Annotated in this window: 22 protein-coding genes and 2 pseudogenes; 10 read left to right on the top strand and 14 right to left on the bottom strand. The window is 61.5% G+C overall.

Annotation, left to right across the window (positions count from 1 at the left end):
- Positions 1-70: 70 nt before the first annotated feature.
- On the bottom strand, positions 71-1726 hold the full coding sequence (gene groL / locus NKH29_RS28420; RefSeq protein ID WP_353001111.1) for a chaperonin GroEL: 1656 nt from the start codon (positions 1724-1726) through the stop codon (positions 71-73).
- A 65-nt stretch (positions 1727-1791) separates the two neighbouring features.
- A complete protein-coding gene (groES, locus tag NKH29_RS28415; protein WP_352453535.1) occupies positions 1792-2088 on the bottom strand; it encodes a co-chaperone GroES in 297 nt (98 codons plus the stop codon).
- A gap of 478 nt (positions 2089-2566) precedes the next feature.
- Here groES and NKH29_RS28410 point away from each other — a divergent pair, with 478 nt between their 5' ends.
- Together NKH29_RS28410 and NKH29_RS28405 are read left to right on the top strand one after the other, a co-directional pair.
- A complete protein-coding gene (locus tag NKH29_RS28410; RefSeq protein WP_353001135.1) occupies positions 2567-2842 on the top strand; it encodes a S46 family peptidase in 276 nt (91 codons plus the stop codon).
- Positions 2843-2888: 46 nt separating this feature from the next.
- Positions 2889-3536 carry a S46 family peptidase gene (locus NKH29_RS28405; protein ID WP_353001134.1) on the top strand — a complete coding sequence of 216 codons (648 nt, stop codon included), beginning with the start codon at positions 2889-2891 and terminating at the stop codon, positions 3534-3536.
- 726 nt (positions 3537-4262) lie between these two features.
- Here NKH29_RS28405 and NKH29_RS28400 read toward each other — a convergent pair.
- The 11 genes and pseudogenes from NKH29_RS28400 to NKH29_RS28350 form a co-directional block, all read right to left on the bottom strand.
- Positions 4263-4469: pseudogene (locus NKH29_RS28400) on the bottom strand (NrtR DNA-binding winged helix domain-containing protein); the annotation flags it as partial.
- Positions 4470-4498: 29 nt separating this feature from the next.
- Positions 4499-4783: pseudogene (locus NKH29_RS28395) on the bottom strand (aspartate 1-decarboxylase); the annotation flags it as partial.
- Between the two features lie 83 nt (positions 4784-4866).
- The gene (gene bioZ / locus NKH29_RS28390; RefSeq protein WP_353001110.1) at positions 4867-5850 is read right to left on the bottom strand and encodes a 3-oxopimeloyl-[acyl-carrier-protein] synthase BioZ; all 984 of its coding nucleotides are present in this window, start codon (positions 5848-5850) and stop codon (positions 4867-4869) included.
- A complete protein-coding gene (locus tag NKH29_RS28385) occupies positions 5847-7112 on the bottom strand; it encodes an adenosylmethionine--8-amino-7-oxononanoate transaminase (RefSeq protein WP_353001109.1) in 1266 nt (421 codons plus the stop codon). The genes bioZ and NKH29_RS28385 overlap by 4 nt, the downstream gene beginning before the upstream one ends.
- Entirely contained in the window at positions 7112-7747 is a 636-nt protein-coding gene (gene bioD / locus NKH29_RS28380; protein ID WP_023679599.1) for a dethiobiotin synthase, read from the bottom strand. The genes NKH29_RS28385 and bioD overlap by 1 nt, the downstream gene beginning before the upstream one ends.
- A gap of 11 nt (positions 7748-7758) precedes the next feature.
- Positions 7759-8898, bottom strand: a complete 1140-nt coding sequence (locus tag NKH29_RS28375; RefSeq protein ID WP_353001108.1) for an 8-amino-7-oxononanoate synthase — start codon at positions 8896-8898, stop codon at positions 7759-7761.
- Positions 8895-9908, bottom strand: a complete 1014-nt coding sequence (gene bioB, locus NKH29_RS28370; RefSeq protein WP_353001107.1) for a biotin synthase BioB — start codon at positions 9906-9908, stop codon at positions 8895-8897. The genes NKH29_RS28375 and bioB overlap by 4 nt, the downstream gene beginning before the upstream one ends.
- Positions 9909-10000: 92 nt before the next feature.
- On the bottom strand, positions 10001-10855 hold the full coding sequence (gene nadC, locus NKH29_RS28365; RefSeq protein ID WP_353001106.1) for a carboxylating nicotinate-nucleotide diphosphorylase: 855 nt from the start codon (positions 10853-10855) through the stop codon (positions 10001-10003).
- Entirely contained in the window at positions 10855-12396 is a 1542-nt protein-coding gene (locus tag NKH29_RS28360; protein ID WP_353001105.1) for an L-aspartate oxidase, read from the bottom strand. Before NKH29_RS28360 ends, nadC begins: the two co-directional genes overlap by 1 nt.
- Positions 12393-13367 (bottom strand): quinolinate synthase NadA, encoded by a 975-nt coding sequence (gene nadA / locus NKH29_RS28355; RefSeq protein ID WP_353001104.1) that lies wholly within the window; start codon positions 13365-13367, stop codon positions 12393-12395. The genes NKH29_RS28360 and nadA overlap by 4 nt, the downstream gene beginning before the upstream one ends.
- Before the next feature lie 66 nt (positions 13368-13433).
- A complete protein-coding gene (locus NKH29_RS28350; protein WP_023722073.1) occupies positions 13434-14402 on the bottom strand; it encodes an NUDIX hydrolase in 969 nt (322 codons plus the stop codon).
- A 173-nt stretch (positions 14403-14575) separates the two neighbouring features.
- Here NKH29_RS28350 and panB point away from each other — a divergent pair, with 173 nt between their 5' ends.
- From panB to NKH29_RS28310, 8 genes are all read left to right on the top strand, one after another.
- A complete protein-coding gene (gene panB, locus NKH29_RS28345; protein ID WP_353001103.1) occupies positions 14576-15436 on the top strand; it encodes a 3-methyl-2-oxobutanoate hydroxymethyltransferase in 861 nt (286 codons plus the stop codon).
- Complete coding sequence (panC, locus tag NKH29_RS28340) at positions 15433-16293, top strand: pantoate--beta-alanine ligase (RefSeq protein WP_353001102.1); 861 nt, start codon at positions 15433-15435, stop codon at positions 16291-16293. Before panB ends, panC begins: the two co-directional genes overlap by 4 nt.
- 94 nt (positions 16294-16387) lie before the next feature.
- Positions 16388-17113, top strand: a complete 726-nt coding sequence (locus NKH29_RS28335) for a LuxR family transcriptional regulator (RefSeq protein WP_352474702.1) — start codon at positions 16388-16390, stop codon at positions 17111-17113.
- A gap of 93 nt (positions 17114-17206) precedes the next feature.
- Positions 17207-17839 carry an acyl-homoserine-lactone synthase gene (locus NKH29_RS28330; RefSeq protein ID WP_352843685.1) on the top strand — a complete coding sequence of 211 codons (633 nt, stop codon included), beginning with the start codon at positions 17207-17209 and terminating at the stop codon, positions 17837-17839.
- Positions 17840-17861: 22 nt separating this feature from the next.
- Positions 17862-18236 (top strand): transcriptional regulator domain-containing protein, encoded by a 375-nt coding sequence (locus NKH29_RS28325; RefSeq protein ID WP_352484151.1) that lies wholly within the window; start codon positions 17862-17864, stop codon positions 18234-18236.
- 58 nt (positions 18237-18294) lie between these two features.
- A complete protein-coding gene (locus NKH29_RS28320; protein WP_353001101.1) occupies positions 18295-18705 on the top strand; it encodes a DUF2285 domain-containing protein in 411 nt (136 codons plus the stop codon).
- 819 nt (positions 18706-19524) lie between these two features.
- Complete coding sequence (gene glmS, locus NKH29_RS28315; protein ID WP_353001100.1) at positions 19525-21348, top strand: glutamine--fructose-6-phosphate transaminase (isomerizing); 1824 nt, start codon at positions 19525-19527, stop codon at positions 21346-21348.
- Positions 21349-21651: 303 nt separating this feature from the next.
- A complete protein-coding gene (locus tag NKH29_RS28310) occupies positions 21652-22026 on the top strand; it encodes a helix-turn-helix domain-containing protein (RefSeq protein ID WP_353001099.1) in 375 nt (124 codons plus the stop codon).
- Between the two features lie 693 nt (positions 22027-22719).
- Here the strand turns inward: NKH29_RS28310 and NKH29_RS28305 are convergent.
- A partial coding sequence (locus tag NKH29_RS28305) for a transposase (RefSeq protein WP_353001133.1) occupies positions 22720-22883 on the bottom strand: 164 nt, incomplete at its 5' end.

Here is a 22883-nt window from a genome sequence, read left to right as displayed (position 1 = left end):
ATCATGCTCGGCACACACAAAAGGGCGGCATCGCTGCCGCCCTTTCCGTAAGCTTGCGAGATCGGCTGAATTAGAAATCCATACCGCCCATGCCGCCCATGCCACCGCCGGGCATACCAGCCGGCATGCCGCCGCCAGCCGACTCCTTCTTCGGAGCCTCGGCGATCATAGCTTCGGTGGTGACCAGCAGGCCGGCGACCGAGGCCGCGTCCTGCAGAGCCGTGCGCACAACCTTGACCGGATCGACGATACCCATGGCGATCATGTCGCCATATTCGCCGGTCTGGGCGTTGTAACCGAAGGTCGCGCCCTTGTTCTCAAGGATCTTGCCGGCAACGATCGATGCTTCCGCACCGGCGTTGGCCGCGATCTGACGGGCCGGAGCCTGCAGCGCGCGACGCACGATTGCGATGCCCGCGGTCTGGTCGGAGTTAGCGCCGGTGACGGTGATGGCCAGCGAAGCGCGCAGCAGGGCGACGCCGCCGCCGGGAACGATGCCTTCTTCGACGGCCGCACGGGTCGCGTTGAGGGCGTCATCGACGCGGTCCTTCTTTTCCTTGACTTCCACTTCGGTCGCACCGCCGACGCGGATGACGGCAACGCCGCCCGCCAGCTTGGCGAGACGTTCCTGCAGCTTCTCCTTGTCGTAGTCCGAGGTGGTCTCCTCGATCTGCTGCTTGATCTGGGCAACGCGGCCCTGGATTTCTTCCTTCTTGCCGGCGCCGTCGACGATGGTGGTGTTCTCCTTGGAGATCGACACCTTCTTGGCGCGGCCGAGCATGTTGAGGCCGACATTCTCGAGCTTGATGCCGAGGTCTTCGGAAATGACCTGGCCACCGGTGAGGATGGCGATGTCTTCCAGCATGGCCTTGCGGCGATCACCAAAGCCCGGCGCCTTGACGGCAGCGATCTTCAGGCCGCCACGCAGCTTGTTGACGACCAGCGTGGCCAGGGCCTCGCCTTCGACATCTTCCGAGATGATGACCAGCGGCTTCGAGGTCTGCACGACGGCCTCGAGGATCGGCAGCATGGCCTGCAGGTTGGAGAGCTTCTTCTCGTGGAGAAGAATGTAGGCGTCTTCCAGATCCGCAACCATCTTTTCGGCGTTGGTGACGAAGTAGGGCGAGAGATAGCCGCGGTCGAACTGCATGCCTTCGACCACTTCGAGCTCGGTCTCGGCGGTCTTGGCTTCCTCAACCGTGATGACGCCCTCATTGCCGACCTTCTGCATCGCTTCAGCGATCATCGAGCCGACCGAAACGTCGCCATTGCCGGCGATGGTGCCGACCTGGGCAACCTCTTCCGAGGTCTTGATCTTCTTGGCGTTCTTGATCAGCGTCGCGACGACGTCGCTAACCGCAAGGTCGATGCCGCGCTTGAGGTCCATCGGGTTCATGCCGGCGGCAACCGCCTTGTGGCCTTCCTGGACGATCGACTGCGCCAGAACGGTCGCCGTCGTGGTGCCGTCGCCGGCGATGTCGTTGGTCTTCGAAGCAACTTCGCGGACCATCTGCGCGCCCATGTTCTCGAACTTGTCCTCAAGCTCAATTTCCTTGGCGACGGTGACGCCGTCCTTGGTGATGCGCGGTGCGCCGAACGACTTGTCGATGACGACGTTGCGGCCCTTGGGGCCGAGCGTGACCTTCACCGCGTCGGCGAGGATGTTGACGCCGCGCAGCATGCGCTCACGGGCGTCACGGGAGAATTTTACGTCTTTGGCAGCCATTTTTTACTCCTGGGCATTTCGCCCGAAATTCAGATTGGATGGTGCGGATGAAAGGCGGCGGCGTGTCAGCCGATGACGCCCATGATGTCCGCTTCCTTCATGATCAGAAGGTCTTCGCCGTTGAGCTTGACTTCGGTGCCCGACCACTTGCCGAACAGGATGCGGTCGCCAGCCTTGACGTCCAGCGGGACGAGCTTGCCAACCTCGTCACGGGCGCCGGAACCGATGGCGATGATCTCGCCTTCCTGCGGCTTTTCCTTAGCCGTATCGGGGATGATGATCCCGCCGGCGGTCTTCGCTTCGGACTCGACGCGGCGAACGACCACGCGGTCATGCAGCGGCCGGAAATTCGACTTTGCCATTTTTGGATTTCCCTGGTGCGGATGTTGAACGGTTCTCCGTTGCCGGAGCGTGGTTAGCACTCACCAGAAGCGAGTGCTAACGCGGCAGTGAGATAGGCCGTAGGCTCCTGCTAGTCAAGACGGAAGAGGGACGGGCGAAGAGCAAACGAGCGTGGAAGCACCGAGCCCTTTACGTGAAAGACGTCGGAGATCGGACATGGATGGGGCGGCTCACCATTTGTAACTGAAGGCTTTATTCATTTGGCACGATTGGTGCAGCGGATGATCCGCAAACGTTGCGCGCGACAAATATGAGAGGTGAACGCCATCAGGACTCTTGCGGTTAACGGGTCCACTCGGTGTTTACGGTGTTGGCCGCCGCGCGGGCGCCAGGACTCCGGCCATCCCGATAGTCACCAATCCAATCTGCGGAGAACAGGAGGCAAGATGAGAGCGACAGTCAGCATGAACTCGAATTTGAAATGTTTGGCCAAAGCAACTGCCATCGCCTTGCTCTGGACGGTCACGGCTACGTCGGCGGACGAAGGTATGTGGATGCCGGGCCAGACTGCGGAAGTGGGCGCGGCCATGCGGCCGTCTGGACGCTGACCCGCTCAACGCGATCGTATCACTGGGCGGATGCTCCGCCTCGTTCGTCAGTCCACAAGGGCTGGTCGCAACCAATCATCACTGGGTGTTCGAATCCATCCAATACCACAGCAAAGAGGGCCAGGACTATCTCACAGACGGCTTTCTGGCGAAGAGCCCTGGGTGAAGAATTGCCCGCGGCGCCAGGCAGCCGAATCCATGTGATCGAGGACATGCGGGATGTGACCGCCGAAATACTCAAGGGCGTCTCGGACAAGCTGAATGGGTTTGCCCGCTATGAGCGGCTCGCCACGAACCGCAAGGCCCTGATCGCCGCATGTGAAGGACAGCCCAATCGCCGCTGCGACGTAGGGGCCTATTATGGCGGCGCCTCCTACTATCTCCAGCAGAAGCTCGAAATCGAGGACGTGCGCCTTGTCTATGCGCCCGCGCTCGGCATCGGTAACTTCGGCGGCGAAACGGACAATTGGATGTGGCCGCGCCACACAGGCGACTTCGGCTTTTATCGCGCCTATGTCGCTCCTGATGGTTCCTCCCGGCCATATGCGCGCGACAATGTGCCTTACCGGCCGAAGAGTTGGCTACCCATAGCCTGTGCAGGCGTCAAGGAAGGCGACCTTGTGATGGTCGCCGGCTTTCCCGGCGCAACCCACCAGTTCCTGACGGCGGATGAAGTCCGGTTCAACTTCGCGCAATTCGAACCGCGGTTGCAGCGTTCGCTCTCGGATTATGTCGCCCAGATCAAAAGGCAACGGCAGGCAATCGCGAGGCGCAGATCCATTGACCGCCCGCTTCACAAATTGGCTCGGCCTAAAACGCATGGGAAAAGCAGAAAAGGCAACAGATCGGCACCAGAATGAATATGGCCGCGCGAACTGACAGACGCGCCAACAATCGGCATCTCGCATGGTCGGTGGCACTGGACGTGGCTCCCACCCTGCTGGCGCGACTCCCCATCAGGTCGTCGGGGTTTCGCTGGCGAAAAAAACTTCCGCGTGTCTCTGCGCGATCCATCCCGCTTGCGCGTGCCTAGTCAACCAAAAAACTGACCATCTGCAGGATCAGGATCAGCAAAAAAAGCCAAAGGCAGACGCCAAAACAGCTGCCAGCAGGACGATGCGTTGTTTCTTCACCCAAAGTTCCCCCGGGAGAGAGTCTAATGATAATCCTTAAAAAAGGCGCCCTGGAACAGGGCGCCCCACGCTCATTTGTGCAAGTTTAAAGTTTAGCTTGCCTGCTTTATGTAATTAACATTTCTTTTATGCGACACTTCTCCAAGTGTTACTTGAACAAATCGAACGTATCGCACATTTAGACGAACTGTACATTCGATAGCGACTTTGACGCATGCGTTTACTGGCGGTATACATCCTTCACCGTTGCCGCAAGGCATTGGCCCACTCGCGCGGCACCTCCTTCACGACAAAGGTTGAAAGCCCGTCCTCGGGCGTTTCATTTCCAAGATTACTTCGATCCACTCATACGGGCTTCCCGAGCGAGACCGTGGGTTCGGACGGTGCGAATGAATTTCTCGTTATAATCGAATTGATTATAAGGGTATATTTCTACGTTGAGTATAAAGGATGTCAACCCCGCGCCAGCGGCAATTTTGTCCGGGCGACCGCCGTTTCGTCGAGGACATAGTGGCGGAAGCGATAAAGCTTCGCCGGCCGACCGCCGGTGTCAAAAGCACTTTCGCCGGTCTCCTCCACCAGTTCCTGCTGCTCCATCAACCGGCGAAAGTTCTGCTGAAGCGCCCCTGCCGATGTAGTCGTCAACGCCGTCCGCGTCAGCGCATTGCCATCGGCGAGAAGCCAACGACATTGTTGATGACGAACGTAACGATCCGCGGCTTCAGAGAGGAATGCGCGCTTCGTCCAGATGGATGGAGTGGGCTGGCAGGTCCGGGCGGCCGCGCCGTTGAGGATGCAGCATCGAGAGCCGCGCTCGCCGAGGATGACATAGGTCGAGATTCGCGCGCCGGAAGTCTTGCTCCATGTCTCCACGAATCCATTGGCAGGATCCCGGCTTCTTCGCAGTGGTCAGGGTCGAGCGTTATCGAACCGTGGTAGTTGAGGTTTGCTTCGGTGACGTGGATGCCGTGCAGCTTGCCGGCGCTATTTTTCGCATTGGTCCCGTTGTCCTATTCATCTCACAAAGTCAGTCCTGATGTTGAGCAGCTTCGCTGGGCTAAATCCCGACGACGAGCGCCCCGCCGCTGAGTCCCGCACCTGCCGCCGCCAGGAGTATTTTCTTGCCCGGCCGAAACGGCTCCGCTTGATTGGCGAGCGACAGTGAGAGCGGGATCGTCGCGGCCGAAGAGTTGCCGTATTCGGCAATCGTCTTGACAATTGCTTGATCCGCTATGCCGAGGTTACTCCCGACAGCATCGAAAATGCGAGCATTGGCCTGATGCGGCACGAACCGGTCGACATCCTGTGGTCGCACTCCGGCAGCGGCTAGCGCGCTTATCGAGCAATCGGTCATCATCTCGACGGCCTTTGCGAACACTTCGCGGCCGTCGGTCATCGTCATTCGGGTTTGCGCGAGGTCGAGGTCACCGTGGAACGGGATGTTGCTTCCTCCTGCGGGAATCTGGATCAGGCCGTATCGCGAGCCGTCCGAATCCACGGAGGCACCGAGAATTCCCCGACCAGTATCCTCGCACGGACCGATCACGAGGGCGCCGGCGGCATCGGCAAACAGCACGGCGCTGGCGCGCTCAGAGGGATTGATGCGGCGGCTGAGGATATTGGCGGCGATAACAAGGCTCGATTTGCCGTGCAGGCGGGTAAATCCGTCCGCAAACATCAGCGCATAGATGAAACCGGCGCAGGCGCCGGTCAGATCGACAGCGCCGGCGCGGCCGAGCCCCAGCCGATGTGCGACCAGAGGCGCGCTGGGCGGCAGGAGGTGATCGGGCGTCGAGGTGGCAAGCAGCAGCAGACCGATGTCGTGGCGCGCAATGCCGGCGTTCGCCAAAGCGATGTCGCCGGCTTGCGTGGCCAAGCCAGACAGCGTGTCTTCGTCCGTTGCCCAGAAGCGCGAACGAATTCCGGTGCGCCGCTCGATCCAGCCGGGTTCGAGCCCGAGATCGCTCTCGATCTCGGCATTCGCCACCTTTCGGCCAGGCGCATGATGGCCAAACCCGAGAATGCGCGACGACCTGCTCATGGCCTCGAACCGAAACGTTCGCCGGCCTCCTCGATGGCGTCATGGAGCCGATCGAGCTCGTCGCCGGTGATGCAATAGGGCGGCAGGAGATAAAGGACATTGCCGAGCGGGCGCACAAGCAGGCCGAGCTCGAGGAAAAATGCCCGCAGCTTAGGTCCGATCTCGGCCAGATAGCCGGCAGAGCCGGCGCGCAGGTCGAGAGCCAGGATCGTGCCGATCGCGCGGCTGTCGGTGAAGTTGGCATTGTCGCGAAAGCGTCGAAACCCGGCGGCCTGCCTCGCGCTCAGGGTGGCGATCCGCTCGGCCACCGGCTCGTCACGCCAGATCTCGACATTGGCGAGTGCTGCCGCGCAGGCAATCGGATTGGCCGTGTAGGAACTCGAGTGGAAAAACGTCTTCTTGCGATCCGCCGAACAATGAGCATGGAAGATGGCATCGGTGGCAAGCGTAGCGGCCAGCGGGATTGCGCCACCGGTCAGGCCCTTCGAGGTGCACAGCATGTCCGGAGAGATGTTCGCCTGCTCGCAGGCGAACATGCTCCCGGTGCGGCCCCAGCCGGTCATCACCTCGTCGGCGATCAGCAGCGTGCCGGAGGCTTCGGCAATCTTCTTCAATCCGGTCAGAACCGAGGCCGGATACATCAGCATGCCGCCGGCGCCAAGCACGAGCGGTTCGACGATCAGCGCGGCGGCGCGCCGGTCGCGGCTGACTGCCTCGAATCTGTCCAGCGTTGCCTGCTCGCGCCCGGCGGCCGGGAAGGGAATGGTGTCGACCTCGAACAGCAAGGGTTCGTAGGCGGCGTTGAACACGCCACGGGCACCGACGCTCATCGTGCCGATCGTGTCGCCGTGATAGCTGTGCTCCATGACGACGATGCGCGAGCGCGGCGCGCCGATGTTGCGGAAATAGCCGAGCGCCATCTTCAGCGCGACTTCGACGGAGGTCGAGCCGCTGTCCGAATAGAACACCCAGTCGAGTCCGGAGGGAGCGAGACCGACAAGCGCCTTGGCCAGGCGTTCGGCCGGTTCGTGCGTGAAGCCAGCGAAGATAATCTGGTCGAGGCTCGACGCGGTCGTCTCGATAGCCTTTATGATGCGCGGATGGCGGTGGCCATGCGTGACGACCCACCAGGAGGAAATGGCGTCCAGGATGCGCGCGCCATTGGCTTTGTGGAGATAGGCGCCTTCAGTCAGGACGATTTCAGGGATCGCCGGCTCGAGCGCGTGCTGGGTGAAGGGATGCCACACACGGGATTGCGTCATCATTCGCCTCCGGCAATCAAAGCGAGGTCGAAGCCGGCAATCATCGCTTGTCTCAGCGTTTTGTCCGTCAGCGGATCGAGGTGCGGCAGCCTGCCGAGTTGCGGCACGTCGCCGAATTCCACGATCGTCCGTTGCGTATCGGTCATCTCATCGCCGATGAAGGCGATGCCAGCCAGCGGGATAGCGCGCGCCCGCAGGGCCTCGATCGACAGCAGGGTGTGATTGATTGTTCCGAGCGCGGTGCGGGCGCACAGAATGACCGGCAACTGCCATTGCTCGAATATGTCGATGAACCTTGTCCGGCGGTTCAGCGGCACCATCAGCCCGCCGGCGCCTTCGATGACGAGCGGTGTCGGCAGGACCGGAAACGAAAGATCGGCAGCCTCGATCGAAACGTCGTCGATTTCGGCCGAACGATGCGGCGAAAGCGGGCTCTTCAAGCGGTAGGCTTCCGGCAGCACGCGCCCCGACGGCAGCCCGGCAAGTCGCGCAACCGCCTCGCTGTCGGTCTCGCCGTCGAGGCCCGATTGCACCGGCTTCCAGTAGAAACCGTCAAGCAGGCCGGCAAGCCCGGCCGAAAACACCGTCTTGCCAATTCCGGTGTCTGTTCCGGTGATGACGATGCGCTTGGTCATGTCGCCTCCGGTCATGTCTGGGCCAACACCTCGACGAGCGCCTCGAGCATGGCGGAAATGTCGGCTTCGCCGATATTGAGCGTCAGTGAGATGCGCAGCCGCGACGTGCCCTCGGGTACGGTCGGCGGACGAATGCCGCGTATGTCGAAGCCGCGGCCCTGCAGGCGCGCCGCCACTGCCATGGTGCGGCTGACGTCGCCGATGACAACTGGCTGGATCTGCGAGCCGCTTGGTATCACGCCGCAGCGATCGGCCAGTTGGCGGCCTGCGAGGGCAACGCGTTCATGCAGCTGAACACGGCGCATAGGCTCGTCGGCGAGCATTGCGAGCGCTTCGCGGGCCGCGACCGCCATCAGCGGCGATGGCGCGGTGGCGTAGATGAATGGCCGGCAACGGTTGATCAGATACTCGCACAGTGTCCTCGGCCCGGTCACGAGCCCACCACATGCGCCGAGCGCCTTGCCGCAGGTGTGGAGCGCGACGATGTTGTCGCGGCCCTCGAAAGCGGCGGCCAGCCCCCGGCCGTCCGGTCCCCAGACGCCGGTCGCGTGCGCCTCGTCAATGACGATGAATGCGTTGTGCCGATCGGCAAGCGCGGCCAGGCTCTCCAAAGGCGCGCAGTCGCCATCCATGCTGTATAGGCTTTCCACCGCAATCCAGACGCATCCCATGCCGCCTTCGGCGCGCCAACGCTTGATCGCGTCCTCGACAGCATCGACGTCGTTGTGCGCGGCCAGCTTGAACTCGGCACGTCCGGCCTGTGCCCCCTCATGCATGCTGGCATGGGCGAGCTCATCGAGGACCAAAAGGTCGCCCTTCTGCGGCAGCGCCGTCAGCAGAGCGAAGTTGGCGATGTAGCCGCTGCCGAAGAACAGCGCGCGGTCGGCTCCAAAGAATGCCGCCGCGTCTGCCTCGAGCTGCTCGTGTTCCGGTGCATTGCCGCGCAACAGCCGCGACCCGGTGGCGCCAACCGACGTGCCCCGCGCAATCGCCGCCGCAACCGCTTCGCCAAGTCTTTTGGAGGCGGCAAGCCCGAGATAGTCGTTCGACGAGAAGTCGCGCCCGGCGCGCGGCTTCAGCGTCCGCAGCCGGTCCTTGCGCGCCAGTCCCTGCAAGGTCGCCTCATAGCGGGCAAGCGGTGCCCCGTTCATTGCGCCTCGAGTTCCATCGGCTCGATGCCAAGGCGCCGGAACAGCAGGGTATCCTTGTCCTCACCGGGATTGTCCGCCGTCAGCAGCGTGTCGCCGACGAAGATCGAGTTGGCGCCGGCAAAAAAGCACAGCGCCTGCATCTCGTCGGTCATGGCCGTACGGCCGGCGGAAAGACGGATATGCGATTTCGGCATCATGATGCGCGCCAGCGCGATCACGCGCACGAATTCGATCGGTTCGATCGGCTTGGCATCGGCAAGCGGGGTGCCGGGGATCGGGATCAGCATGTTGATCGGAACGCTTTGCGGATGTTCCGGCAGGTTGGCCAGCGTCACCAGCATGCCGATCCGGTCCACCGGCTCCTCGCCCATGCCGACAATGCCTCCACAGCAGACCTTGATGCCGGATTTGCGAACGTGCTCGAGCGTCTCGAGCCGCTCGGCAAAGCTCCGCGTACCGATGATCTCGCTATAGTAGCGTTTTGACGTATCGATGTTGTGGTTGTAGTAGTCGAGACCCGCCTGCTTCAGTCGAGCGGCTTGCTCAAGATCGAGCATGCCGAGTGTCATGCAGGTCTCCAGGCCCAGCGCCTTGACGCCTTCGACCATCGCCACCACCGCATCCATGTCGCGCGCCTTGGGGTTTCGCCAGGCCGCGCCCATGCAATAACGGGTGGCGCCGGCATCACGCGCCTTGGTCGCTTCGGCGATGACGCGCCTGACATCCATCAGCTTGGACGCCTCCAACCCGGTTTCGTGACGCGCCGACTGGCTGCAATAGCCACAATCCTCCGGGCATCCTCCGGTCTTGATGCTGAGCAGCCGGCTGAGCTGGACCTTGTTTGGATCGAAATTCTGGCGGTGCACCGTTTGCGCCAGGAAGAGGAGATTGTTGAAGGGGGCATGGTAAAGTGCCTGAGCCTTCTCCAAGGTCCACGCTCCAGGGTCAGGGGGGTCAGGGGATTGAGCCTGTGGCGATGTCTGCGTTGAACTTGCCGTTTGCATCTCCATGCTGTTCCTCCGGTATGACTTGCGGGTCTTTGCTATCTGACTATGATGATCGGAAAGGACAGTTGACCCAATCCTGTTCGTTACTCAGACAATCATGAGCCCCGATGGTCGAGGCCGATATCCAGGATCGGCGCGCTGTGGATGAGTCGGCCGACCGAAATCAGATCAACGCCGGTCGCGGCAACCGCTCGCGCTGTATGCGACGTGATCCCGCCAGAAGCCTCGGTGATAGCGCGGCCACCGACCATTGCGACGGCGCGGCGAAGATCGGGGAGGGACATGTTGTCGAGCAGAACCGCATCGGGAGCGAAGCCAAGTACCTCCTCCAACTGCGCCAGAGTATCGACCTCGACTTCGATCTTGACGAGATGACCGGCCGCTCTTCGTGCTCGCTCGAGCGCTGGCCGGACGCCGCCTGCGATGGCGATGTGGTTGTCCTTGATCAAAATTGCATCGTCCAGGCCGAAGCGGTGATTGGACCCGCCACCTGCGCGCACGGCATACTTTTCGACTGCCCGCAATCCGGGCGTCGTCTTGCGGGTGCAGACGATCTTCGCGCCATATCCACGAACCGCAGCGACGATCGATGCCGTTGCTGTGGCGATGCCGCTCAGATGGCACAAAAAATTGAGTGCCGTCCTTTCGGCTGTGAGAATGGCCCGGGCCGGGCCAACCACTGATGCAATGACCTCTCCATCCACGACATTGCAGCCGTCTGCCCGCTCCACGGAGATTTCGACACCAGGATCAATCAAGCCGAAAGCGAGCATCGCCAGATCGATGCCGGCGACAACTCCGGACTGTCGCGCCACCAACACGGTTCCCGCTCGGTATTCCTTCGGGACGATGGCGTCCGTGGTCAAGTCGCCGGCTCTGCCAAGGTCTTCAAGAAGAGATGCCCTTACAAGCGGCTCAAGCATGACCGTGGGAAGCGGTGAGAGCGTCATCACTTTGCCCCTTCGAGGCTTGGCGAGTGTCCGAGTTCCCGCGCAGCGGCCAAGGCGGCTTCGAGGGTGATTTCGGACCGTCGGGCGACAGTCGCATGATGAGGAAAGTCTGTCCGGTAATGAGCGCCGCGGCTTTCTTCGCGCAACAGGGCGGCAACCGCGATCATTAGCCCGACAGCCGCCGGATCCGAGACCGCATCCTTGCTTTGGGCGAGCGGCAATAAGGCACGCGCGGCTGCTTTCAACGCTTGACCATCCCGGACGATGCCGAGTGCGCGCGACAGAAAAACGCGCACGGCTATCGGAGCGGGCGGTGGGTAAACGTTCGCAAACGCAGGCCTTGTTCTGCGCGCAGGCGTTCCGGCGACGCTTTCAGCGACCCAGCGGGCGCACACGATTGCCTCGGTCAAGGAATTGCTGGCGAGCCTGTTGGCGCCATGCAGTCCTGTCGAAGCGACTTCGCCGCAGGCCCACAGCCCCTTGACGGACGTCCTACCGGAGCAGTCCACGGCAACGCCACCCATGTGGTAGTGTTGGGCCGGACGAATGGGGATGAGATCGCGCGCGGGATTGATGCCGGCTCCACGACAGGCTGATGCGATTGTCGGGAAGTGTCGAGCAAATTCCGGGCCAGGCCGTTGCCGCGCGTCGAGAAAAACACGGTGGCCGTTGGCAAGATGGTTCCAGACGGCGCGCGCCAAGACATCACGAGGCGCAAGTTCCGCCCCTGGCACGCTCTGGAGAAAAGCCTGGCCGGTTTCGTCGATCAGGGCAGCACCTTCGCCGCGGACGGCCTCGCTGATCAGCACCATAGGGCGTTCCGGGCCGTCAAGCGCGGTCGGGTGGAACTGGATGAACTCGAGGTCGGCAAGGACAGCTCCAGCGCGGGCCGCAAGCGCCAGGCCCTGTCCGCAACTGCCCCAAGGATTGGTGGTGTCGAGAAACAGTCCCCCGATCCCACCGGTGGCGAGGACGACCCGCCGTGAGCCGAAGAAGACAGGTCCTGTCGAGCCGCTCGCCCAGACGCCTCGGATCGCATTCTCTCGCACCGCCAGCCGGCGCGCTTCCACGCCCTCCACGACAACAATCGACGGAGTGGAACGCACAGCCGCGATCAGGGCACGCATGATCTCACGCCCGGTGCCGTCACCACGCGCATGAACGATGCGACGTCGGCTGTGTGCGGCCTCCAATCCGAGGCACAGTGAACCTTTCGGCGTACGGTCGAAAGGAACCCCAAAGCCCGCAAGCCCCTCTATCGCCTTGGGCGCGGCTTGGAGGATGCGGCTCGCCACGTCTGTGTCGCAGAGACCATCCCCGGCGGCAAGTGTATCGGCCAGGTGCAGTGCTGGATCGTCGTCTTCGCCGAAACTTGCAGCCAGACCACCCTGTGCCCAGGTGCTCGAATTGTCAGCTCCCAGCAGCGTCCTGGACAGAAGAAGCACCGGCTCCGGCGCCAGTTGAAGCGCGGTCATCAGTCCGGCGATGCCGCCGCCGACGATGATGGGCCGCCCGAAGAAGCTGCGGATATCGGCGCTCAAATTGCCAGCATCCGTTCCACCGCAAGCCGCGCCCGCCCGGCGATCCCGGGTTCGATGGTTATGACATGGTGGTTCTGCTCGAGCGCCATGCGGATGTTGGCAAGCGTGATCCGCTTCATGTGCGGGCACAAATTGCAGGGCCGGATGAACTCGACCTCTGGGTGCGCTAACGCGACGTTGTCGCTCATCGAACATTCCGTCATCAGCACGACACGTGCCGGCCTTTGCCTTTCGACATAGTCGGACATGGCAGCGGTCGAGCCGGAAAAATCTGCTTCAGCCACGACGTCGGGCGGGCATTCGGGATGCGCGAGCACGATCACGCCGGGATGGCTTTCGCGCAACTCGCGGATGTCGGCCGGTGTAAAGCGCTCATGCACCTCGCAATGGCCTTTCCAGGCGATGATCTGGACATCGGTCTGGGCGGCGATATTCTGGGCCAGATATTCGTCCGGCAACATGATCACCCGAGGAACGCCAAGGGATTGGACGACCGCCTTGGCGTTGCCGGATGTACAGCAGATATCCGACTCGGCTTTCACTTCGGCCGACGTGTTGACATAAGTGATGATCGGCACGCCGGGATAACGCTGGCGCATCAAGCGCACGTCTTCTGCCGTGATAGATTCCGCCAACGAACAGCCTGCCCGCAGGTCGGGAATGAGCACCGTCTTTTGCGGATTGAGCAGCTTGGCCGTTTCGGCCATGAAATGTACGCCGGCCAGTACGATGACTTGCGCCTCGATCGTCGCAGCCGTGCGGGCCAGTGCCAAGCTGTCGCCGACGATGTCGGCCACGCAATGGAAGATCTCGGGGGTCTGATAGTTGTGCGCCAGGATGATGGCGTTGCGCTCGCGCTTCAGTGCAAGGATCGCCTCGATATCCTCGACGAAAGCCGGCCATTCGATCGGCGGGATCACTCGTCGGACGCGCTCGTAGAGAAACGCGGTCGCAGGCAGCATGGCGCTCATCGACCCCTCCAGCTTATACTCTAGTTGAAAATAACCAGCATATACTTGCTGTGAGTATAAGCGATGTCAACCCCGCGCCAGCGGCAATTTTGTCCCGGCGATGACCCTCTCGTCGAGAACGGCGTGGCGGAACCGGTAAAGCTTCGCTGGCCGGCCGCCGGTCTCCGCGGTTGCCTCTCCGGTCTCTTCGACCAGCTCCTGCTGCTCGATCAGCCGGCGAAAGTTCGGCTTACGCACGAGCCTGCCGGCAAGCGCCTCCACGGTTCGCTGCAGCTGCAAAAGCGTGAAGACCGGCGGCATCAGCTCAAAGACGACCGGCCGGTATTTGATCTTGGAGCGCAGCCGCGCAATGCCGGTCGCCACGATGCGGCGATGATCGGCGACCATAGACTTGCTGGGCACCAGCGGAGGCAGCGTCGCGTCCCGTCCGCTTCCGGCCTCTTGGACCAGGCCTGCTTCGTAGACCAACTCATAGCGTTGAAGCGTGAGTTCCTCGTTCCAAAGGCGGTCGTCGAAGCCGAAGGCTATCGTCGCCCGCTGCCAGCGTTCACGTCGCGTGGCCGCGTCGCTGACGCCGTCTGCCCATTCAATCAGGCGCGGTCGCAGAACGTCCAGCACGACCGGAGGCGTGCCGGAGCGGTGGTCCTCCCATGGAAAATATTCATACCAGCTCTGCCAACCGCACTTGGGCGAGCCAGCTGCCTGTTCCTTGCGGGTCAATGCGAGATAGCTGATGGAGATGACGCGCTGCTGGCGCTCGGCGCCGATGCGATCCCGATCCGCGAAGGTGTAGAGTTGCTCAATATACCCCAGCGGATGGCCGGTCTGCTGCTCGACCCACCCCCTCAAACCGGATTGCAGCGATCGGTGCTCAAGCGCAAATGGTCCGGAGGGCAGGGTGTCCGCCTGGCCGATGGTGAGGACACAGGGTTCACTGTCGTTTACGGCGACGACAAAGGCGATCAGGTCCACTTTGACTTCGTCGGCCTTGACGGCGGCTCTGTCTTTCCTGGGTCCTTTTGCCTGATCGTCCATGTTCGCGAAAGTGGTTGGCCAGCTCGGGGGCGCCTGAATCGATTTAAGTGTAAGCGCGCCTGTCCGCACGTCAACACCGCACAGCTGCACGGCCATTTTTAGCTCTTCGCACTTGCACAAAAATGTGGCAAACGCGACACCCGCGGTTGGTAACGTTGGGGAAGGAGGGTCCATTGAGTGCGTTTGGTGACACCAAGGCGATCACACCGCCGGATATTCGTTCGCGCAAAGGTGGGACGCCGCTCGTCTGCCTTACCGCCTACACGACGCCAGTCGCCCGGCTTGTCGATCCCCATTGCGATGTGGTGCTGGTCGGCGACAGCGTCGGCATGGTTCTCCACGGCCTGCCCTCGACGCTCGGCGTGACGCTGGAGATGATGATCACGCACGGCCAGGCCGTGCGCCGTGGCCTCGAGCAGGCGCTGATGGTCGTCGACCTACCGTTCGGTTCCTTCGAGGAAAGCCCCGAGCAGGCTTTCCGCAATGCCGCGCGCGTCATGACCGAGACCGGCTGCGCGGCCGTCAAGCTCGAAGGCGGCGAAACGATGGCAGAGACGATCGGCTTCCTCGCCGCGCGCGGCGTGCCGGTCATGGCCCATGTCGGCTTGACGCCGCAGGCGATCAACACCATCGGTGGCTACCGCGTGCAGGGCAGAGGCGGGGATGCCGAGCGCATCAGGCGCGACGCGCTTGCGGTGAGCGAAGCGGGCGCCTTTGCGGTCGTGCTGGAGAAGGTTCCCGAGGCGCTCGCCCGCCGGATCACCGGGGAGGTGGCGACCCCGACCATTGGCATCGGTGCCTCGGCAGCCTGTGACGGCCAGATTCTCGTCGTCGACGACATGCTGGGCCTCTTCGGCGACTTCCGGCCCAAATTCGTCAAGCGCTATGCTGAACTGGGGGAGGCCGCTGCGGCTGCGATCGCGGCCTATGCGCGGGAAGTGAAGGAGCGCCAGTTTCCGGCCGCCGAGCACGTGTTTGCCGATGCGCCCAAGCCCGCCGACGCGGACGCCACCAAGAGCGGAGAAGCAGCGTGAGCGTGCCGATTGTCAGGAGCGTTCCCCAGCTTCGCCAAATCATCGCCGCATGGCGCCGCGAGGGCGTGAGGATTGCCGTGGTGCCAACGATGGGCGTCCTGCATGAGGGCCATCTCAGCCTGGTGCGCGCGGCACTCGAGAAGGCCGACCGGGTGATCGTGACGCTCTTCGTCAACCCGAAGCAATTCGATAGCCAGGCCGATCTCGCCGCGTATCCGAGCACCGAGGACGAGGATGCCGCCAAGCTGGCACCGCTTGGCGCGCACCTGCTTTATGCGCCGGATGCAGAGGAGATGTATCCGGCGGCCTTCGCCACGACCGTTTCGGTGTCCGGTGTCAGCGAGGGCCTGTGCGGTGCCTTCCGGCCGGGACATTTCGATGGCGTGGCGACCGTCGTCGCCAAGCTCTTCCTGCAGACCAGCGCTGACTTCGGCTTCTTTGGCGAAAAGGACTTTCAGCAGCTTCAGCTAGTCAGGCGTATGGCCCGGGACCTGGATATTCCAATCACCATTGTTCCTTGTCCGACAGTCCGCGAAGCCGACGGTCTTGCACTATCATCGCGCAATGTCCGGCTCTCGCCAGCAGAGCGTGCTGTTGCCCCCGAGCTACCATCGGTCTTGCTCGAGACGGCTGAGCGGCTTGCCCGCGGCTCGCCCGTCCTGCCAACGCTTGCCGAAGCGCGCGCAGCAATTCTGGCTGCGGGCTATCGCGAGGTCGAATACCTGGAACTTCGCGACGAGGCAGATCTGCGACCCATGACAAGCCTTGACCGACCTGCACGCTTGCTTGTCGCGGCCTGGCTCGGCGGCACACGGCTCATAGACAACGTCAGAATATCACGGGTTTCAACAGATTAACGGGGTTCTCGGCACGCGCTGTATCCGTCCGGGATCATTTAAAACAAGGTCTCTGCCTGGCATCGAGCGATCACGGAGGTTACGCAAAGCGCAAATGCATCGCGTGTTTGAGAACTTCGTCGAGCAACTGTCTGCAAGTGTTGATGCTGCCGATCTCCGTGAGGCAATGGCATCCGCTGCAGCCGGCTTCGATTTTCCGCTATTCGCCTATTTCACTTACCCGTCGGCCCCCGGCGACGCCCCGCAATTGATCTCAAACTATCCTTCATCCTGGACATCACGTTATCTGCAACAGCGGTACCACAGTCTTGATCCGGTCATCCTGCGCGGGCTGCAAGGCTGGGATACCTTCGATTGGGGTGTGGATCGCGCTCGGCACTGTCTGCCGAATTCGCAGCAACAAATTCTGGAGAGTGCGGCTGAGTTTGGCATCCGCGGCGGCCTGACGATATCCATGCATGATCATCGCGGCCGGTTTGCTGCCCTGACCTTTGCTTCCGACGAGTCCCGCCCGCCTCTGTTGCGGTCACTGACACGTTACGAAAAAGCATTGCAGCTGGTGGCCATCAACTTTCATATCCATGTCCGGCGCAGGCTCGCCGACGATCGCGTGGTGGATGGTGTAACGCTCACCCCGCGGGAGTTCGAGTGCCTGAAATGGGCGGCGCGCGGCAAGTCGGCTTGGGTTATCAGCCAGCTTCTCGGCGTCTCAAAGCGCACCGTGACCTTTCATCTGGAAAACGCCAAGGCAAAGCTTGGCGTTCGAACGATCAACCAGGCCGTTGCACGACTGGCTGCCTCCGGCCAGGCGAGATCCTGATTCGTCGGCCACGATAGCTGTAAACCTCTACAGGCTGCATCGCTGCCGGCTTTGCCCTTCGATGGCGGGAACACATCCCGCACGGAGGCGACCATGATGCAGCTGATAACACCAGACCTTTACGACGAGTTCGCAAGCGAGCTCAAAGAGATGCACGGGCTCAGGTTTCGGGTGTTCAAGGAAAGGCTCGATTGGGAAGTTGATACCGAAGACCAGATGGAAACAGACCCGTTTGATGGTCTGAAGCCTGTCTATCTGCTCCTCAAGGGATCCGACTGGCGAATTCGCGGTTGCGTGCGTCTTTTGCCCAGCACCGGACCCACAATGTTGCGCGACACGTTCCCGGTGCTGCTGGGTGCTGACGTCGTGCCCTCGACCTCCGACATATGGGAGAGCAGTCGTTTCGCGCTCGATCTCCCTCCGTCGGCGCCCAAGTCAGCGGGCGGACTGGCCCAGGCAACCTACGAGCTCTTCGCGGGCATGATCGAGTTCGGCTTGGCCAAGGATCTGACCCGGATAGTAACGGTGACGGACACGCGCATGGAACGGATCCTTCGCCTCGCGACGTGGCCATTGTCGCGCATCGGACAACCCAAGTCCGTCGGCAAAACGGAGGCGGTGGCCGGGTTTCTCGAGATTTCCCGCGCGAGCCTTTTGCGCATCCGCAGCAGGGGACGGCTGAGCGGACCGGTACTGTGGCAACCGGTTCTAGGCCCGTCGGCATAGCGACATTGTGGATACCTGAGCCGTGAAGGATGCTGGTCTGCCCAAGGAAGCGACGGTCGGTCTTGTATGCTGGCCGGACTGGCGTCGTCACGAAGCTTACCACTACGCCAGACGATTGCCACGCACTGCCTGGGCCTGGGAGTTTCTTCGGCGCAATCCACAATTTCAGCGCGACCACGCCAAAATGGCACCGTCCGCCTGCATTGTCGGAGCCCAGGCCGACATGAAGATAATCGAGTTGACGACAGGATCATCTTTCCTAAGACAATGGAGCCTCCTTTTTCGCGGACGCGCCACAGTCGGACGCTACGTCGGCAAGGGTCTTTTGGGATCCGCGCGACTGCGCCCGTATTCTACGAGCGGCCGCGGAGCCGGTTGGGCTCGACCACGATTTTGAACCGCTTGATCTCCCTTCGCTCTCATGCTGCAAGGACATCCTGCTGACACCTGCCGGCGTGCAGCACGTGCTGCTGAGGGAGGACTGCCGGAGTCTGCAGATCGCCCTTTCCGGTGCATCCGTTCTCCGCCCGTTGCGGCTATATGTCGACGCGATCGTGCAGCCGCAGCACCTGAAGTTCCATGTCGCTGCCCTTCAGTTCCTGAACGACATCAATGGTTGCGGCCGCCTGGCAGCTGCTTGCTTTCCGCCGGAACCCCGCGGAGCGCGTCTGCGTATCGTGCTCCAGGCTTTGGATGGCTCGCTTGCGGGAGCATCTCATCAGGAGATCGCCATTGCCCTGTTCGGGAGACGCCGTGTCGAAGAAGATTGGTCTCATCCAGGTAGCCATCTTCGCGATCAGGTGCGTCGCGCCATCCAACGTGGCCGCTACCTGATGGGCGGCGGCTATACACAGTTCCTGATGTAATTCGGGTGACAGCTTGGTGATTGTCTTATTCGAAAACGCGCAGGCATCAATCATCAATCTCCATTTCTCACTGCTATTGTGCCTTGTACAAGACGTGACACGCGCCTAGTTCTTCCGCTGCGGGAATCGGGTTTGAGTAATACGGACGAAGCACTGAGAACCAACGTTTTCGTGATAGTGCATTCATGCCCCGAGAATCCTGATGACCGTTACGAACCCCGACAAAGCCGGCGCTGACTGAAACGGTCGCTGAACGTGCTCTGTGGCCTGCGCCGCCTGACTCTCGGTTTCGGCTATGCCGACTAACAGCGTATTGATAGGCCATCGCGGGCTAAGCTCTACCGGCGAAAGCCGCGTCAAAGCGGCAGGCAATCAGAAACTAGATCGGCGGCGACGATGATTATGATCAACGTGACGAACACGTGAATCATGCCGACGCCGACGTTGCCGATGATGATGATGCCGACCATGCGTCGCTGATGCTGCCTAACTACAGTGCTGTGTGATCATGCCGATCACCGCGTGACCACGAGCGGCGGCGGTTCGTGGTCAGGTGCGTGGCCGGGATGATCGCGCATGGCCGATTGTTCCTTCGTGCCGCGGGGTGTGGGCTTGCGTTCGGTCATGAGGACGTCAGGCGCAACGAGGAAGTTAGATCAGGGCCCCAAACGCGGCTTATCCATGGGGTGGATGATAGCTATCCCTACAATCAATTATACCAATATTACCGAATACTACTACAAGATCCCCAATGAAAGCGGCCGGATGGGTACCCGTCTCGCGTGGGCTGAAGCTGCCGGCAAGAATGGGAAGACGAACATGTGCGGGATTGTTGGCATCGTTGGGCAACAGCCGGTGTCGGATCGGTTGGTCGACGCATTGAAGCGTTTGGAATATCGCGGCTATGATTCCGCCGGCGTTGCGACGATCACCGAAGGTGCCTTGCACCGCCGGCGCGCCGAGGGCAAGCTCGTCAATCTCGAGAGGAGACTGAAGGAAGAGCCGCTGAGCGGCAACATCGGCATCGGCCACACGCGTTGGGCAACTCATGGGGCCTCGACGGAACGCAATGCGCACCCGCACTTTACCGACGGTGTCGCCGTCGTCCATAACGGGATCATCGAGAATTTCACCGAGCTGAAGGACGAATTGGCGGCGGCTGGCGCCGAGTTCCAGACCGATACCGACACCGAGGTCGTCGCGCATCTCTTGGCAAGACACCGCCGGGAGGGCATGAGGCGGCAAGAGGCGATGCGTGCCATGCTGAAACGCGTCAGGGGCGCCTATGCGCTTGCCGTCCTCTTCGAAGATGATCCGTCGACCATCATGGCGGCACGCAACGGACCACCGCTGGCGATCGGTCACGGCGACGGCGAGATGTTCCTGGGCTCCGACGCGATCGCGCTCGCTCCCTTCACCAATGAAATTACCTATCTCATCGAGGGCGACTGGGCCATTGTCGGCAATTCGGGCGCCCATATCTTCGATTTCGACGGCCATCCCGTCGAGCGTCCGCGCCATACCTCCACGGCCGCGGCTGATCTGGCCAACAAGGGCAACCATCGCCACTTCATGGAGAAGGAAATCTACGAGCAGCCCGAAGTCATCGCCCATGCTCTCCGTCACTATAGCAACATCATAGAGAATCGCGCCGACATGGTTTCTGGCATCGATTTCGCCAGGATCCCGAGCTTGGCGATCTCGGCCTGCGGGACCGCCTATCTCGCCGGACTGATCGGAAAATACTGGTTCGAGCGCTATGCGCGCCTGACGGTTGAAATCGACGTTGCGTCCGAATTCCGTTACCGCGAGATCCCGTTGTCGCCGCAGTCGGCGGCTCTTTTCATTTCGCAGTCCGGCGAAACCGCCGATACGCTCGCATCGTTGAGGTACTGCAAGGAGCGTGGGCTGAAAATTGGCGCTATCGTCAATGCCTGCGAATCGACCATCGCTCGGGAGGCCGATGCGGTCTTCCCGATCCTTGCCGGACCGGAGATTGGCGTCGCCTCCACCAAGGCGTTTACCTGCCAGCTTGCGGTTCTAGCCGCACTCGCCATCGGCGCCGCCAGAGCCCGCGGGACCGTAACCGAAGACGAGCTGCAGGCGCTCGTCAGGAGCCTCGCCGAAGTGCCGCGCGTCATGGGCCAGGTACTCAACAGCATCCAGCCGGAGATCGAGTTCCTGTCGCGCGAACTGTCAAAGTGTCGTGACGTCCTGTATCTCGGCCGTGGCACCAGTTTCCCGCTAGCGATGGAAGGTGCGCTGAAGCTCAAGGAGATTTCCTACATCCATGCCGAGGGCTATGCGGCGGGTGAATTGAAGCACGGTCCGATCGCATTGATCGACGACAACATGCCAGTGATCGTCATCGCGCCCCATGATCGCTTTTTCGACAAGACCGTCTCCAACATGCAGGAAGTGGCTGCCCGTGGAGGGCGGATTATCCTCATCACCGATGAAAAAGGGGCAGCCGCATCGAAACTCAACACCATGCACACGCTCGTGTTGCCGGCTGTCGACGAGATTATCGCGCCGATGATCTTCTCGCTGCCGATACAGCTTCTTGCCTACCACACGGCGCTCTTCATGGGCACAGACGTAGACCAGCCGCGCAATCTCGCAAAATCGGTCACGGTCGAGTGATTGTGAACCTTTATAGGTGGCGATGCTTGTCCATCTTCGCTGCATCGGCGGTGGAAATTGGTCGAAGGTATCAGCGTCCGCGAGGCTGGGTGGACGGTGCCGCGAATAGCCACTGGAGGCCTCAGTGAGAGTTCGAGTTGCTGTTCAAGAAAGCCATCGGGGAGAATGAGTCGTGTAGGATCGCAGGTCGAATGCGCTACAGCCGATCAGGCCATCTCATGGCGGGCAGGTTCTTAGAACTTGATCAGAAGCAGGTGAGCCGCCATATTCCGACCCGGCTGCCAATTTCAAGTGGCCCATTCCATGGATGAGGCCGGTCCGGCCGAATGGACGTCCATTTTTTTGATTTGCTGGGTGTGCGCCAGGGTCGGGGAGGAAATCTCCCGATTTTTGTCAGGCGCTCCCATCTTCTTGGAGATGTTTATGAAGGATTCGCGCATTCCCGAGCCAGTCTTGACGGCTATGTCGCAGGGGACCCACATCATCCGCGCTTATCGTGAGCACCTTGGGTATTCAATCGAGGACCTCGCGGTCGCGTGCGGGCTTGCCGCTCAGGAAATCCAAAACATCGAGCGGGGTCTAAAGTACAATAAGGGCTATCGGAATCGGATAGCGAGATCGCTGTCCATACCTGTGGGAATTCTTGAGGCAGAGTCGGACATATCGGACGCCGCCTGATCAGTCGGATAATCTGCAATGGGTGGAAGACCGCTCTTGTGATGTGACGTTTGCGGCTGATAGTCGTCGCTTGATTCCGTTGGACGCGAATGCCTTCTGGCGCAGTACCGCCAAGAGAATTCTCGTCCACTGTCCGAGTCAGGAACTGCACGCGGGCTCGCCGAACAGGAAGTTGGAACGCTTCGTCATGCTGTCTTAGGCGATATAGCCGCCCGGAGTGCTGCGACACGTGCACGATAGCATTGGCTCGCGAGGATGGATTGCTAACGGCGAACCCATGCTGGTCGGCAAGGCGATACTGGCTGGAGCATCAACTCGGCCGACGAGAGTGGCCCCCCATCCTAGGCAGGATCGGCCGACATGGCCGGCATCGCGAGCCGCTCTGAAAAGAGCACAGCGGGCATCCAGACGCTGCCGGGTTGACTATGGGTGTCGGAACCGCAAAAAGGGGCCGCTCTTCATGAGTGGCGTGCGCCGGCAGTCTAACCCCAAGCCCCCGCCAGGCTGCCGGCGCGCTTCTAGCCGCCTTGATGCACGGCGATAAGCTTTTGAAGGCCTGAAGCGACGTTGTGGTCGCCGTTGCGGTGCTTTTCCACGCGCCTCGTCAGGCGCCGGGATTGCTCCGTCGTGATGGCAGGCGGGGGTTTGCAGGTTGCGGTCGACGGGTTCGTTTCGGGGCGTCTGCCCCCATCGTTATGTCGCGAGTTGGGGGATGCGATCGAGGACGATGCGCAGGATGCGCTGGTCGGGGCACGATGTCGGCAGGTGCAGGCGGATTTGCGATTTCATCTCGACCACCCGCGCAGCGATTTTGATGAGGCGCAATCGCAGCGTGTCGAATTGGGCGACGGCAAAGC

This window comes from Mesorhizobium sp. M1295 (genome assembly GCF_040318135.1).
In the GTDB taxonomy this organism is placed as follows: domain Bacteria; phylum Pseudomonadota; class Alphaproteobacteria; order Rhizobiales; family Rhizobiaceae; genus Mesorhizobium.
The sequence above is the reverse complement of the archived record's forward strand: the minus strand, read 5'-3'. Positions and strand labels throughout refer to the sequence as shown.